Source organism: Azospirillum canadense (genome assembly GCF_025961225.1).
GTDB lineage: Bacteria > Pseudomonadota > Alphaproteobacteria > Azospirillales > Azospirillaceae > Azospirillum > Azospirillum canadense.
On sequence record NZ_JAOQNG010000002.1, the window covers coordinates 323901 to 338965 of the forward strand.

General features: G+C 68.8%; 11 protein-coding genes. 7 read left to right on the forward strand and 4 right to left on the reverse strand.

The window, feature by feature from the left end; translation table 11 throughout:
* Nucleotides 1-111 precede the first annotated feature (111 nt).
* The 6 genes from M2351_RS16100 to M2351_RS16125 all read left to right on the forward strand — a co-directional run bounded on the left by M2351_RS16100 (nt 112) and on the right by M2351_RS16125 (nt 9333).
* Nucleotides 112-1161 (forward strand): histone deacetylase family protein, encoded by a 1050-nt coding sequence (locus M2351_RS16100; RefSeq protein ID WP_264657130.1) that lies wholly within the window; start codon nt 112-114, stop codon nt 1159-1161.
* On the forward strand, nt 1158-2705 hold the full coding sequence (locus tag M2351_RS16105; RefSeq protein ID WP_264657131.1) for an acetolactate synthase large subunit: 1548 nt from the start codon (nt 1158-1160) through the stop codon (nt 2703-2705). Before M2351_RS16100 ends, M2351_RS16105 begins: the two co-directional genes overlap by 4 nt.
* Nucleotides 2706-2860: 155 nt before the next feature.
* A complete protein-coding gene (locus M2351_RS16110) occupies nt 2861-3799 on the forward strand; it encodes a BKACE family enzyme (protein WP_264657132.1) in 939 nt (312 codons plus the stop codon).
* A 24-nt stretch (nt 3800-3823) separates the two neighbouring features.
* Nucleotides 3824-4765 (forward strand): DMT family transporter, encoded by a 942-nt coding sequence (locus M2351_RS16115; RefSeq protein WP_264657133.1) that lies wholly within the window; start codon nt 3824-3826, stop codon nt 4763-4765.
* A 189-nt stretch (nt 4766-4954) separates the two neighbouring features.
* Nucleotides 4955-6163, forward strand: a complete 1209-nt coding sequence (locus M2351_RS16120) for an efflux RND transporter periplasmic adaptor subunit (RefSeq protein WP_264657134.1) — start codon at nt 4955-4957, stop codon at nt 6161-6163.
* Nucleotides 6160-9333 carry an efflux RND transporter permease subunit gene (locus tag M2351_RS16125; RefSeq protein ID WP_264657135.1) on the forward strand — a complete coding sequence of 1058 codons (3174 nt, stop codon included), beginning with the start codon at nt 6160-6162 and terminating at the stop codon, nt 9331-9333. The genes M2351_RS16120 and M2351_RS16125 overlap by 4 nt, the downstream gene beginning before the upstream one ends.
* Before the next feature lie 68 nt (nt 9334-9401).
* On the opposite strand, the gene M2351_RS16130 is transcribed toward M2351_RS16125, so the two are convergent.
* The 4 genes from M2351_RS16130 to M2351_RS16145 form a co-directional block, all read right to left on the reverse strand.
* A complete protein-coding gene (locus tag M2351_RS16130; RefSeq protein ID WP_264657136.1) occupies nt 9402-9893 on the reverse strand; it encodes a hypothetical protein in 492 nt (163 codons plus the stop codon).
* A gap of 86 nt (nt 9894-9979) precedes the next feature.
* Entirely contained in the window at nt 9980-11197 is a 1218-nt protein-coding gene (locus M2351_RS16135) for a carboxylate--amine ligase (protein ID WP_264657137.1), read from the reverse strand.
* A gap of 226 nt (nt 11198-11423) precedes the next feature.
* Nucleotides 11424-12284 carry a polysaccharide deacetylase family protein gene (locus tag M2351_RS16140; protein ID WP_264657138.1) on the reverse strand — a complete coding sequence of 287 codons (861 nt, stop codon included), beginning with the start codon at nt 12282-12284 and terminating at the stop codon, nt 11424-11426.
* Entirely contained in the window at nt 12281-13492 is a 1212-nt protein-coding gene (locus M2351_RS16145) for a glycosyltransferase family 4 protein (RefSeq protein ID WP_264657139.1), read from the reverse strand. Before M2351_RS16145 ends, M2351_RS16140 begins: the two co-directional genes overlap by 4 nt.
* 235 nt (nt 13493-13727) lie before the next feature.
* Between M2351_RS16145 and M2351_RS16150 the strand changes: the two genes are divergently transcribed.
* Complete coding sequence (locus M2351_RS16150; protein WP_264657140.1) at nt 13728-15032, forward strand: O-antigen ligase family protein; 1305 nt, start codon at nt 13728-13730, stop codon at nt 15030-15032.
* Nucleotides 15033-15065: the final 33 nt, after the last annotated feature.

The following is a 15065-nucleotide window of genomic DNA, read 5'->3' on the forward strand; positions in this document are numbered from 1 at the left end:
CCGCAGGCCGTCCAAGCCCTGCAATGAGCATGCGTTGACGCCCTTTCGGGCGCCCCCTCACCCTAACCCTCTCCCCTCTGGGGAGAGGGGACAGAATCAGGAGCCCCATCCATGCGTTATGTGTTTGCCGAGGCCCAGCTGCGCCATCGTCCGCCCACCTTTCTGGTGCGCGGCCAGCCGAAGCCCTGCCCGGAGAAGCCGGAGCGGGCCGAGGCGCTCGTCGGCTCCCTGAAGGCCCGCGGCGCGGTGGTCGAGGAGCCGCCGTCCTACGGCGCCGGGCCGCGGGCGGCGGTGCATTCGGCCGACTACCTGCGCTTCCTGGAGACGGCCTACGCGCGCTGGTCGGCCCTGCCCGACGCGGCGGAGGTCATCGTCCCCAATGTCCACCGCAACACCGACATGGCGGAGTACCCGACGGGCATCGTCGGGCAGGCCGGCTGGCACATGGCGGACACCGCCTGCCCCATCGGCCCCGGCACCTGGGAAGCCGTTTGCGGCGGCGCCGACACCGCCGCCCACGCGGCGACGCTGGTGGCGAGCGGGCAGGAACGGACGGCCTACGCGCTGTGCCGCCCGCCGGGGCACCACGCTTCCCGCGACATGGCCGGGGGCTTCTGCTACATCAACAACGCGGCCGTCGCGGCGCAGGCGATGCTGCCGCTCTACGCCCAGCAGGGCCGCGCGCCGCGCGTCGCCATCCTGGACGTGGACGTGCACCACGGCAACGGCACCCAGGCGATCTTCTACGACCGCGACGACGTGCTGTTCATCTCCATCCACGGCGATCCCAACAACTTCTATCCCTGGTTCGCCGGCTATGCGCACGAGCGCGGCAAGGGCGTCGGTTTGGGCAGCAACCTGAACATCCCCCTGCCCATGGGCACGGAAGAGGCGACCTTCCTCGACGCCGTGGACCAGGCGCTGGCCCAGGTCTCCGCCTTCGGGCCGCAGGCGCTGGTGCTGTCGCTGGGCTTCGACACCTTCATCGGCGACCCGCTGGCCTTCTTCAAGGTCACCACACCCGGTTTCGGCCTGCTCGGCCGCAAGATCGCCGGGGCCGGCCTGCCGACCGTGCTGGTGCAGGAAGGCGGCTACGACTGCGACGCGCTCGCCGCCAATCTGGCGAGCTTCCTGGACGGCTTCGGGGGAGAGGGCAGATGATCGGCGCGGAAATCCTCGTCAAGACTCTGATCGCCAACGGGGTGGACGCCTGCTTTGCCAACCCCGGCACGTCGGAATTGCACGCGCTCGCCGCCTTCGATTCCATGCCCGGCGTGCGTTGCGTGCCGACCCTGTTCGAGGGCGTGGCGACCGGGGCGGCCGACGGCTACGCCCGCATGACCGGCAAGCCGGCGGCGACCCTGTTGCATCTGGGGCCGGGGCTGGCGAACGGCCTCGCCAACCTGCACAACGCGCGGCGCGCCCGCGTGCCGCTGCTGAACATCGTCGGCGACCACGCGACGTGGCACCGCCGGTTCGACGCGCCGCTGACCTCCGACGTGGAGGCGCTGGCCGCGCCGATGTCGGGCTGGGTGCGCACGGTGCCGGACGCGGCCTCCGTCGCGCGCGACACGGCCGACGCCATCCGCGCCGCCCTGACCCCGCCGGGGCAGGTCGCGACGCTGATCCTGCCGTCGAACTCCTCCTGGGACGAAACCCCGGCGGTCGAGCCCATCGCCGTGGCGCCGCCCGCTCCGGCCGCGCCGGACGCTGGTGCCTTGCGCGCAGCCGCCCAAGCGTTGCGGGGCGGGGCGCGCGTCGTGCTGCTGCTGAACGGTGCGGCGACCAGCGCCGCTGGCTTGGCGCTCGCCGGCCGGATCGCCGCCAAGACCGGCGCCAAGCTGTTCGCCCACACCGGCGCCACCCGCATCGAGCGTGGCGCCGGGCGGGTGGCGGTGGAGCGCCTGCCCTACCCCATCGACCTTGCCATCGCGGCGCTGTCCGGGGCCGCGCACGTCGTACTGATCGGCGCCACGGAGCCCGTCGCCTTCTTCGGCTATCCCGGCAAGCCGAGCCGCCTCTATCCCGACGGCTGCCGCATCCACGACCTCGCCCCGCCGGGCATTGACGCGCTGGCCGCCCTGCGCCAGCTGGCGGAAGAGGTGGGCGCGGCCGGTGAGGCGGAGCCGACGCTGTCCCTCGCCCTGCCCGGCCTCGCCACCGGAGCCCTGAACGCCGACAGCATCGGGCAGTCGCTCGCCGCCTTGCTGCCGGAGGGTGCCGTGGTGGTGGACGAGGCGCTGACCTCCAGCACCATGGCCTACACCCCCTGCGCGGGAGCCCGGCCGCACGACTGGCTGACCATCACCGGCGGGTCCATCGGCATCGGCATGCCGCTGGCGCTGGGTGCGGCCATCGCCTGCCCCGGCCGCAAGGTGGTGAACCTGCAGGCCGACGGCAGCGGCATGTACACGCTGCAAGCCCTGTGGAGCCAAGCGCGCGAGAACGCCGAGGTGGTGACCATCGTCTTCGCCAACCGCCGCTACGGCATCCTGCAATGGGAGCTGGGCAACCTCGGCTTCAAGGAAATGGGCGAAAACGCGCGCAACTGCACCGACATCGGCCGGCCCGATCTGGAGTGGGTGAGCCTCGCCCGCGGCATGGGCGTGGAGGCCGGGCAGGCCACGGACGCGGAGAGCTTCAACCGCCTGCTGAAGGCCGCCTTTGCGCACAAGGGGCCGTTTTTGATCGAGGCGGTTATTTGAGACTCCCCTCTCCCCTCCGGGGAGAGGGTTAGGGTGAGGGGGCGCCCGCAGGGCGTCAACGCGCTGCAATGAGGCTGCGTTTCCGGCCTGCGGCCGCCCCCTCATCCCAACCTTCTCCCCGGAGGGGAGAAGGAGTTTTAAAAGGGAGGAACTGCATGTCCAAGAAAACCACCCGCAAGGTCATCGTCACCTGCGCCGTTACCGGCTCCATCCACACGCCGAGCATGTCGCCGCACCTGCCGGTGACGCCGGACCAGATTGCGACGGACGCGGTCGCGGCGGTGGAGGCTGGCGCCGCTATCGTCCACCTGCACGCCCGCGACCCGAAGACCGGGCAGCCGACGCAGGATCCCGGCCTGTTCGCGCAGTTCCTGCCGCGCATCAAGCAGGCGACCAAGGCGGTCGTGAACATCACCACCGGCGGCAGCGCCGCCATGACGGTGGAGGAACGGCTTCGCCCCGCCACGCACTTCCAGCCGGAGGTGGCGTCGCTCAACATGGGGTCGATGAACTTCGGCCTGTACCCGATGCTGGACCGCTTCAAGACGTTCGAGCATGACTGGGAACAGCCTTATCTGGAGGGCAGCCGGGACCGCGTCTTCAAGAACACCTTCGCGGACATCGAATACATCCTGAAGACCTGCTCCGGTAACGGCACGCGGTTCGAGTTCGAGTGCTACGACATCTCGCACCTCTACACGCTGGCCCATTTCCTGGACCGCAAGCTGGTGACGCCGCCGCTGTTCGTGCAGTCGGTGTTCGGCATCCTCGGCGGCATCGGCCCGCATCCGGAGGACGTGATGCACATGAAGCGCACCGCCGACCGGCTGTTCGGCGACCGGTATGTCTGGTCGGTGCTGGGTGCGGGGCGCAACCAGATGCCCATCGCGGCACAGGCCCTGGCGCTGGGAGGCAATGCGCGCGTCGGGCTGGAGGACAACCTGTGGGCCGGCCCCGGCCGTCTCGCCAATTCCAACGCGGAACAGGTCACCATCCTCCGCAAGCTCATCGAAGGGTTGGCGCTGGAGGTCGCGACGCCGGAGGAGGCGCGCGCGATGCTCGACCTCAAGGGCGGCGACGCCGTGAATTTTTGACGTCCTGACCGAAAGCACATCCCGATGATCAGCCGCGCACGGGCGCTGGACTTGGCGCTCGTCGCCATGATCAGCGTCGCCTGGGGCCTGAACTGGCCCGCCGTCAAGATCATGCTCTCCCAGATCCCGCCCTGGACGATGCGCAGCATCAGCTTCGCGGCCACGGCGGCGGTGCTGTTCGCCGTCGCCCGCTGGCGCGGCGAATCCCTCGCCGTGCCGCGCGCAGAACGGGGGCCGCTGGTTGCGGCGGCGCTGCTGAACATCGCGGGGTTCAACATCCTGGCCACCTTCGGGCAGTTGAACATGGCGACCTCCGGCGCCGCCATCATCGCCTACACCATGCCGGCCTGGGGGACGCTGCTGGCGATTCCGCTGCTGGGGGAACGGCCGGGCCGGCTGCAGTGGCTGGGGCTGTTGTGCGGCTTGGCGGGGCTGGGCGTGCTGCTGGGGCCGGATCTGGCGCGGCTGGGCGCCTTGCCGCTCGGCCCCGCCTTCATGCTGGGCGCGGCCTTGAGCTGGGCGCTCGGCAGCATGGTGCTGAAGCGGACCCGTTGGACCATCGGCTCGGCGGCGGTCAACGGCTGGCAGTTCGCCCTGTCGCTGCCGTTGACGCTGCCCATCGCGCTGGCGCTGGAGCCGGCACCCACCCTGGCGCTGGAACCACGCGTGGCGGTGGCGCTCGCCTACCACCTTCTGATCTCCATGGCCGGCGGCTATCTGCTGTGGTTCGCCATCCTGAAGCGGATGAGCGTGGCACAGGCCACGGTGAGTTCGCTCGTCGTGCCGGTCATCGGGGTCAGCGGCGCCATCCTTCTGCTGGGCGAGACGCCGCCGCTGCGCACCTATGTGGCGCTGGCCCTGATCGTCGGAGCCGTCCTGTTGGTCGTCCTGGTCGGCAACCGCCGCGTACCGGCCGCCACCAAGCCACTTGCTGAGCCGGTTCCCGACCCGCAGCGGGCGTCCTGACCCGTCTGCCTATACCTTCGCATGATACTCGGCGTGGCGTTTGGGAGGGTATGAGAAAGATTGTTACATAAGCGGTGAAACATCGCAGCGGCCGTCGGGGAGCCGCCAGGGGGAGACATGGCAGACAGCCTTTCGGGACTCCACGGCTCCTTCCGGCGAACGGCCGCCTTGCGACGATGCCCACTTCCCTTGCCCGCATTGGCTGCCGCTCTGGCGCTGGCCGCCTGCCAGCAGCAGGCTTCCTCCAAACCCGCGGCACCGCCGCCCGCCCCGGTGACCGTCGCCAAGCCGGTGGTGAAGACGATCACCGAGCGGGACGAGTTCACCGGCCGGTTCGACGCCGTCGCCGCCGTGGAGATCCGGGCGCGCGTCGGCGGCTATCTCGCGTCGGTGAACTTCACCGACGGCGCGATGGTCAAGGCCGGCGACATGCTGTTCGTGATCGACCGCCGTCCCTACGAGGCCGCCTTCACCCAGGCGAACGCGGAGGTGGCCGCGGCGCAGACGCGACTGGACTTCGCGCGGGCCGAGTTGGACCGCACCGAACGGCTGGCCCGTTCCGGCAACGCGCCGGAGAGCAAGCTGGACGAAAACCGCCAGAACTTCCTGGCCGGGCAGGCCGAGCTGAACGGCGCCCGGGCGGCGCTGGAGAAGGCCCGGCTTGACCTGGAGTTCACGCAGATCAAGGCGCCCATCTCCGGCCGCATCGGCCGCAAGCTGGTCACCGAAGGCAACCTGATCAACGCCAACGCCACCCTGCTGACCACGGTGGTGGCGATCGACCCGATCTATTTCTACTTCGACGTCGACGAGCGCAGCTACGACGCCTATGTGCGCCAGGGCCAGAACACGGAGGGGGCGACCTCCCCGCCGGTCACCGTGTCGCTCGGCGACGGGCGCGAGGCGCCGCGCGACGGAAAGCTGGACTTCATCGATAACCGCATCGACGAAGCGACCGGCACCATGCGCGTCCGCGCGATCCTGGACAACAAGGACATGCGCTACACGCCGGGCATGTTCGGCCGCATCAGCATCCCCGGCAGCGACGCCTACCAGGGGGTGCTGATCCCGGACGAGGCCATCGGCGCGGACCAGGATCGCCGCTTCGTCTATGTGGTGGCGGAAGACGGGTCCCTGCACCAGCAGGTGGTGCGGCCGGGACCGCGCATCGACGGGTACCGCGTGGTCCGCCAGGGGCTGAACGGTGGCGAGACCATTGTCGTCAACGGCATCCAGCGCATCCGGCCCGGCGCCAAGATCGCGCCGCAGCCGACGACCCTGCCGCCCACGCGGACCGCTGGCAACGGAAACGGCAACGCCCCCCCCGGTCCGGGGACCACGGTGAAGGAAGGCGGCGACGGCCAAGGAAGCAAGACGGCCAGCGGAGCCGCCCCATGAGGTTCGCGCACTTCTTCGTGGACCGGCCGATCTTCGCCTCGGTGGTGTCGATCGTCATCGTGATCGTCGGCATGATCGCCTACACCGCCCTGCCCGTGTCGGAGTACCCGAGCATCGCGCCGCCGACCATCGTGGTGCGCGCCTCCTACCCCGGCGCCAACGCGGAGACGGTGTCCAACACCGTGGCGACCCCGCTGGAGCAAGAGATCAACGGGGTGGAGAACATGCTCTACATGTCCTCCTACTCCACCGGCGACGGCGCCATGGCGCTGACCATCACCTTCAAGCTGGGCACGGATCTCGACACCGCGCAGGTGCTCGTGCAGAACCGCGTCGCCATCGCCACCCCGCGCTTGCCGGAGGAGGTGCGGCGGCTCGGCATCACCACGCGCAAAAGCTCGCCCGACCTGATGATGGTCGTGCACATGCTGGCGACGGAGCCGGGCTACGACCAGCTCTACATCTCCAACTACGCGCTGCTGCGGGTGCGCGACGCGCTCTTGCGGCTGGACGGGGTCGGCGACCTGACGGTCTTCGGGTCGCGCGAATATTCGCTTCGCGTCTGGCTGGACCCGGAGCGCATGGCGACGCTGGGTCTGACCGGCGGCGACGTCGTGCGGGCCTTGCAGGAACAGAACGTCCAGGTGTCCGGCGGCGCGCTGGGGCAGGAGCCGGCACCGAGCGACAACGCCTTCCAGTTCACGGTGACGACCCAGGGACGCTTCGACGACCTGCGCCAGTTCCGCAACGTGATCGTGAAGTCCACCCCCGACGGCCGGCTGATCCGCGTGCAGGACGTGGCGCGGGTGGAGATGGGGGCGCGGGAGTACATCACCAACAGCTACCTGAACGGACAGCCGGCGGTGGCGCTGGCCATCTTCCAGCGGCCGGGGACGAACGCGCTGGCCGCGTCCCAGGAAATCATCGCGAAGATGGAGGAGCTGAAGCGCGACTTCCCCCGGGGGATCGACTACCGCATCGTCTACAACCCGACGGAGTTCATCGGCGAATCCGTGGCGGAGGTCTACAAGACGCTGTACGAGGCGGTGGCCCTGGTGGCGCTGGTCGTGCTGATTTTCCTGCAGAGCTGGCGCGCCTCCCTGATCCCGATCCTGGCGATCCCGGTGTCGCTGATCGGCACCTTCGCGGTGATGGCGGCGCTGGGCTTCACGCTGAACGTGCTGACGCTGTTCGGGCTGGTGCTCGCCATCGGCATCGTGGTGGACGACGCCATCGTGGTGGTGGAGAACATCGAGCGCAACATCGCCCAAGGCCTGTCGCCCCGCGACGCCGCGCACGAGACGATGGACGAGGTTGGCACCGCCGTCATCGCCATCGCCATCGTGCTGTCGGCGGTGTTCATCCCCACCGCCTTCATCCCCGGCATCTCCGGCCAGTTCTACAAGCAGTTCGCGCTGACCATCGCGGTCGCCACGCTGCTGTCCGCCTTCAACTCCCTGACCCTGTCGCCGGCGCTGGGCGCCATCCTCCTGAAACCGCATCAGGAGCACCACGCGCGGCGTGGGCCGGCGCGGTTCCTGGGTTGGTTTGCCGACCGCTTCAACCGCGGCTTCGATCGCATGGGCAACGGCTACGCCGGATCGACGCGCTTCCTGGTGCGGCGCAAGGGGATCATGCTGGGGTTCTATGTCCTGCTGATGGCCGGGACCGTGTACCTGACGACCAGCGTGCCGACCGGCTTCATCCCGCAGCTCGACCGCGGCTACGCCATCGTGGTGATCCAACTGCCGGACGGCTCCGCCCTGTCGCGCACCGACGCGGTGGTGCGGCGCGCGTCGGAGATCATCAAGGAGACGCCCGGCGTGCGGAACGCCGTGGCCTTCGCCGGCTTCTCCGGCGCCACCTTCACCAACGCCACCAACTCCGGCGTCATCTTCGCGAGCTTCGAGCCCTTCGAGGAGCGGGTGCACAACCACCTGCCGGCGAGCGCCATCATCGGGAACCTGTACGGCCGCCTCCAGTCCATCCAGGAAGCCTTCATCATCGCCATCCCGCCGCCGGCGGTGCCGGGCATCGGAAACTCAGGCGGCTTCAAGATGCAGCTGGAGGACCGCGGCGGTATCGGCGTGCGCGCCCTGCTCGCCTCGGCCTACGAGGTGATGGGAAAGGCGCAGGGCACGCCGGGGCTGGTCGGCGTCTTCACCACCTTTACCGGCAACGCGCCGCAGCTGTACCTGGAGATCGACCGCGTCAAGGCGCAGATGTTGAACGTGCCGATCGCCAACGTGTTCGAGGCCTTGCAGGTCAACCTGGGCTCCGCCTACGTCAACGACTTCAACGCCTTCGGCCGTGTCTACCAGGTGCGCGCCCAGGCCGATCAGGCCTACCGCATGGACCGGGAGGACATCGAGCGCCTGAAGGTGCGCAGCGCCAACGGCGCGCTGGTGCCGCTGGGCACGCTGGTGAACATCGTGGACGTGGCCGGACCGGACCTCGTCCAGCGCTACAATATGTACCCGTCGGTTCCCTTGCAGGGCAACGCGGCGCCCGGCGTGTCGTCGGGGCAGGCGCTGGAGACCATGGCCGGGCTGACGCGGGACACGGTGCCGCCCGGCGTGTCCTTCGAATGGACGGAGCTGGCCTTCCAGCAGAGCCAGACCGGCGACACGGCCATCTACATCTTTGCGCTGGCGGTGCTGTTCGCCTTCCTGGCGCTGGCGGCGCAGTACGAGAGTTGGTCGCTGCCGCTCGCCATCATCCTGATCGTGCCGATGAGCGTGCTGTCGGCGATGGTCGGCGTGTCGATCCGCGGGCTGGACAACAACATCCTTGTGCAGGTGGGCCTGATCGTGCTGATCGGCTTGGCCGCCAAGAACGCCATCCTGATCGTGGAGTTCGCCCGCCAACTGGAGGCGGAGGGGCGCGGCACCGTGGACGCGGTGGTGGAGGCCTGCCGGCTGCGCCTGCGCCCCATCTTGATGACCGCCTTCGCCTTCATCCTGGGCGTGCTGCCGCTGGTGATCGCCACCGGCCCGGGGGCGGAGATGCGCCAGGCGCTGGGCACTGCGGTGTTCGCCGGCATGCTGGGCGTCACCTTCTTCGGCCTGTTCCTGACCCCGGTGTTCTTCGTAACGATCCGCCGGCTGGTCAGCGGCCGGAGAAAAACTGAGGTTGCAAAGCGGGAGCACGCCCCGGCGCCAGGGGAGTGAGGGGGCTTTGCAATAGCTCGCGCATTCTCACCCTCTCCCGCCGGAGGCGGGCGAGGGGAATTATGGCGTCACCCCCGCGGCCCGGCCTTCGCGCCGCGGGCGGTCTGGTCCGCGGCGCGGGCTCGTTCGAGTTCGATGTGGGTTCGGGCGGCGATGCGCATCAGGCGGTCGGTGGCGGCGAGAAGGGCGTCGTAGCGGGCCGGGGAGTCCGACGTCAGGAAGGAATCGAACTCGGTAAGGAACGAGGCGATCTCGCTGCTGACCCGCCAGCGCAGTTCCGGATCGATTCCCGGAGAACGGGCCGGCGCCGGGCCCGGCGTCGCGCTTTCGGGGGCTGGTGCCGGGACCGGTGCCGCGGCGGGCGTGGGCGCGGCCTCCTCCCTGGACTCGCCGTTGCTGGCGGGATTGTCGGTGGGACGGTTGATGATGTAGCGGATGGCGGGGCCGGTGCAGCCGTAGTCGCGCGCGATGCTCGCCAGCGATTCACCCGCCGCGTGGCGTGTGCGGATCGCCGACCAGTCGCCATGGGGTATCTTTCCCTTTTCGCGTGCTTTTGCCATCACCCTCACGTCCAAGGCACCTCGAAACGCCAAGGGAAGCCCTTCCGCGCCCCCGCGGCCGGGCCGACTCTAGCATAGCCGTTTTCTTACGGCATGTTTTTCTGCCAATAGGCGGGATCAGCCAATCGGCGCGCCCGAAAGGGCCACCCCTTTTGGAAAAATGGCATTTTACGCAAAAACGGCTTCGGGTCGTCCCAGGCGAGGCCGGATTTCGCCTCGCAGCGCAGCACCCAGCCGAGCCAGTCCGACCACGCAATCCCTTCGGCGCGCGCCGCCGCGAAGTCCTTCACCACGTTGCACCAGCCGACACCCGCCCGCGCCCGCGCCGCGGCGGGGCGCGTCTGCCCGGTCAAATCCTTATAGACCAGCGCCGGCAGGTTAACGCCGGCCAGGGCGCCGGGAAAATGCCAGAGGTTGAAGCGCGGATTGATCTCCAGCAGGTGAAGCCGCCCGTCCGGCCCGCGCTTGAAGTCGAACTTCGCGACCCCGCGGAGGTTCAGCCGGTGCGTCAGGCTGCGGCCAAGTTCTTCGACATCGCTTGCATCGGTGATCGTCAGCGCCGTCGTATGGCCGTAGGCGTTGGGGTAGGTGCGGATTTTGCGGCCGGTGAACTCCCCGGCGATGGCGCCGCCCGCGTCCACATAGACGTGGTAGCTCTCGATGCGGGATTCGGGGCCGGGAATGATCTCCTGCGCCAGGAAGTTCCGGCCGGAGGCGGCCATCCGGGGCCAGAGATCCCGCATGGCCGCCGGGCTTTCCACCTGGCGGGCCTTGCCGAGTTCGCCGATCTCGCGCCAGACCGTGTCGCGCCGCGTCGCCGGCTTCACGATCAGCGGGAAAGCGAGGTCCAGGTTCGGCGGGACGGGGCTTTCGCCGGGGCGCAGGTGGCGGGTCGCCGGCACCGGCAAACCCATCCGCTCCGCCAGCGCGTGGAAGCGGTTCTTGTCCACCAGATCCTCGACCAGATCCGCGTCCGCCACCACGAAGCGGAAGACTTGACCCAGCGTCTCGCGGTGCCGCGAGATGACCAGCAGATGCTCGTCCTCCTCATAGAACAGGATGGGGGGCACCGGCTGCGCCGCGCCGAGGCGCACCAGTTTTTCCACGAGCACGTCCGTGCGTTCGGAAAAATCCACCCACGGAAGCACCGCGCGGGTGAAGCGCGAGTGGACGGTCGGCGAACCGGGCGCCGTCACCGCGACGCAGGACGCGCCGGCCAGCCCGATCGGGCGCAACAGATTCATGCTGCCCATGACGAAGGCCAGCGGCCTTTCACGGGTTCCCTTCCCTTGGATCGTCTTCATTCTGCGGCATCACCCCTTGCGTGGACGCGCCTGCGATGGACGAAAGGCCGTTCCTGGCGTCATACGCCACGGCCTTTTGTTATCTTACCGTGAAGGAAACGATGGCAATTCCGGCGCCCAAAAAGAAATCAGCATTCAGGCGACTCCCTTTGCGATGGGCTGATCTCGGTGGTGTAAGACAGTGGAAGGGCTTGACGTCCGGTCGGGCGCCTGGTGGCTGGACGCGTCAGGTTGGATCGCAGGCCGCGGGGGGCACTGCACGTTGTCCCGAGGCGCTGCCGGCGCGGGGGATTCCCAAGGTGAACAGCGCGCCCTCCACCAGTCGCAGAAGGTCGTCCCGCGCGTTGCACAGCGGCTGCCGCCCCCATTGCCGCGGGTGGGTGAGGATGTAGCCGGGACCGACGCCCGCGCGCAGAGCCGGCTGCGGAAGCTCGGGTTTCCAGAAATTGGGATGGTAGGTGTCGGCGACGCGCAAGCCGAAGGGCCGCATGAGGTCGGCGTCGTAAGCCTCGACCTCGATTCCCTGGGCGGCGCGGAAGGCGCGGTCCTGGAGGAGGACGACGTTGGTGACGCCCAGCGCCCGGTTGGCGAAGTCCCCATGGCTCGCCGCCACGCGCAGGGGCAGCCCGGTCCGCTCGCGCAAGGCGGCGAGGTTGGCGGCGAACCGCTTCCGCGCCGCCGGGATCAGGTCGTCGACCTGGGCCGTGCGGTTGGCGCCCCGCTCCTTGGCGATGGTGGCCAGCTCCTCGTAATGGTAGCCGACCTCGTGGCCAGCGGCGGCAAGGTCGCGCATGATGCCCACATCGACCGTAGAGAGGCGGAAGAAATAGGATCCCCGCATCCCGGCCCGCTCCTCGGCGGCGGCGAAATCCAGGCAAAGCTCCGGGCTGCTGTCGATGTCGTGGCGCAGGACGAGCACGCGGCGGCCGTCCTCCTCCATGCCATCCTTCAGGTCCTGGTAGAAGGCGCCGATGGTCGTGCCGTCGTAGCCCATCGCGCGGGCGAGGCCGAGCAGACGCTCGTAGTCGACCATGCGGTCCGGCATGACATAGTCCCGGTACAGGCGTTTCCAGACGGTTCGGATCATTGCGGTTTCTCCGTTGTGCCGCCAACCAGACTCGATGCGACCGCCGGGCTGCGCGGGGCCAGAATCCGTTCGTAGAGCTGGATCAGGGTCCGCTGCTCGTTTTCCCAGCTGTAGCGGGCGCGGATGGCCTCCCGCCCCCGCCGGCCCATGGCTTCGGCCTCTTCCGGATGCGCGAAGATCCAGTCGATGGCGGCGGCGACCGCGTCCGTGTCGCAGGGCGGCACGCACAGGCCGCAGCGGCTCTCCTCGACCACGCTGCGCATGTAGGGGAAGTCGGCGACGATCAGGGGGATGCCGGCCGCCATGTATTCGTACAGCTTCACCGGCTGGGCTTCCTGGTAGTTCCGCGTGGGGTGGTAGAGCACCAGCCCGACGCGCGATTCGCCCAGCAGGCGCTTCACGCCGGCGCGGTCCTGGCGGCCCCGGTAATCCACCCGCGGCCAGCCAGGCAGCGCTTCCATGCGCTGCTGCAACTCCGTGGAGCCCATGCTTCCGGCCATCAGCAGCGTGGCCTCCGGGGAGCTGCCCACCTTCCCAATCGCCTCCACCACCTCCACCGCGCAGCGGGTTTCCGTGATGGTGCCGACGAAGGCCACGCCCCGGCGCTCCGCGTAGGGCGGTGCGTCGTCGTCGGCGAACTCCGCCGCCATGGCGAAGTTCTGGACCAGGACGGTTTTGCGCGCCGGGAAGCGCTGCCCGATGATCGGCGTGGCGGCGACCACCCCGGACATGGTCTTGCCCGCGGTCCATTCCAGAACGCGCGCGACGCCGGCCAGGACCGGCCGCAGGCGCAGCGGAATCCAGGCGCGGGTCATGAGGTCGCGCGGCAAGTCCTCATGGACGTCGTAGATCACCGTCTTGCCCATCAGCCGCAGCAGCAGGCCGCCGGGGATGAGTTCGGGGTCGTGGAAGTGATAGACGTCGCCCTTCTGCCGGATGGCCGCGCGAAGGACCGAAAAGCCGGTCTTCAGCAGGCGCGGCAGCAGGCCGACCGGGCGTTCCACCGCCACGATGTCCACGCCTTGGCGGCGGACCGGGCGGCCGTCGGCCGTGCGGTAGCGGTTGTCCGGAATCACCAGCGCGACGTCGTAGCCGGCCTGCGCCAGGCCGACGCATTCCTTGGTGAAGATCCGGGCGTCGTCGGCAAAATGGGTGGTCGTCAGGTGGACGACCTTGACGCGGTCCGATCGTACCGAACGGTCCGGCATGGCTGTGGCTCCTCCCATCGTCGGAACGGCCTTGGGATTGCCACTTTGCTTTCTTATGCATTTTGGCGCAATGTTCTTATCGAAGTACACGTTTGAACGCGTCGCATGCTCCCCTCCGGTGGGACGCCGTCTTTCGGTGGTCCTCCCACGGCGCGGCGGCCTCATCCCTTTTCGAGCGGCGCGCTTCGCCTCCGCCCTGCGATGATAAGACGGCAAAAGAAAGGGAGCGAGGGTCATGGAGGCCACGTTGCGCGCGCATCCGGCGCGGCACCCAGGCACCGGTCTGCTGGCGCGGATGCGCGAGGACGCGCTGTCCATCGAAGCCAGCTTCATCCTGTTCGTCTACGCCGGCCGCTACAAGATGCTGCCGGAGTTCCAGGGCTCGCCCGTGGACCTGACGCTGCTGTTCTTCATCCTCGCGGTCGGGCTGACCGTCTGGGGCATTTTTTCGCGCCGGCTGAAGCCGATGCCGCTCGACCTGCCGAACATCCTGATGCTGTCCTTCACCGCCTTCGGCGTCATCAGCGTCTTCTGGTCGAGCCTGGAGCCCAAGAACGTCGACAAGGCCTGGCGCTTCGTCCTGATCGGGGTCAGCAGCTATTTCCTGGTCGTCGTCCTGGCGCAGGACCTGGAGCGGAGGCGGCGCATCGTCCGCCTGATGATCGGGTTCAGCATCGCCCTGCTGCTCTACTACAGCACCTACCGCTGGGTGCTCGGCGTCGATCCGAACGACATGGAGAACGCGGGGCGGGTCAACGGCAACAACTACATGGAATACGGCGCGCACGCCGCCATCCTCTTCTACGCCTGCCTGTCGCAGGTCATCCTGGGGCCACGCCAGCGGCTGACCCTGGCGATCGCCGGCGCCGTGCTGGCCTTGTTCGCCCTGCTGCTGATCGGCGCCCGCGGCTATCTGGTCTTCGCCGTGCTCAGCATCTCGCTCGCCGCGGGAAGCCTGCTGCTGTCGCCGCGCGGCCTTCTTACGGGAATGCGGCGCCTGCTGCTCCTCGTCACCGCACTGGTCGTGCTGTGCTGGGCCGGCTATGTGGCGATGAAGGCCTATGAGGGCGCGACGGGAGCGTCGCAGCAGTTCTACACGCTGGAGCGCATCCGGCTCCAGACCTCAAACGAAAGCACCCATTCGCTGGACATCCGGGAGGAGGCGCAGGATCTGGCCTTCCGGCAATGGCTGGCGCGCCCGCTGCTCGGCTGGGGCATGGGCGAATTCCGTCTCCAGCACAGCCTGGACTATCCGCACAACCTGTCGCTGGAAGTGCTGATGGAAATGGGGCTGGCGGGCGCCTGCCTGTTCTTTCCGGTGCTGATCCTCGGCGTCGCCACCTGCGTGGCCATGGCCCGCGACCGCCGGCTGGACTGGACGGACATGACGCTCGCGCTGCTGTTCCTGACGGAGTTCATCTCGCACACGACCGTCCAGGGCTACCTGCCCGATGACCGCATCTACTTCGCCTACCTCGGCCTGATCATGGGCTGGCGGCATTGGGCCCGGCGCGATGCGCGGGCGCCGAAGCGCGGCTGATTCAATTGCAGAAAACCCCTCTCCCTTGAGGGG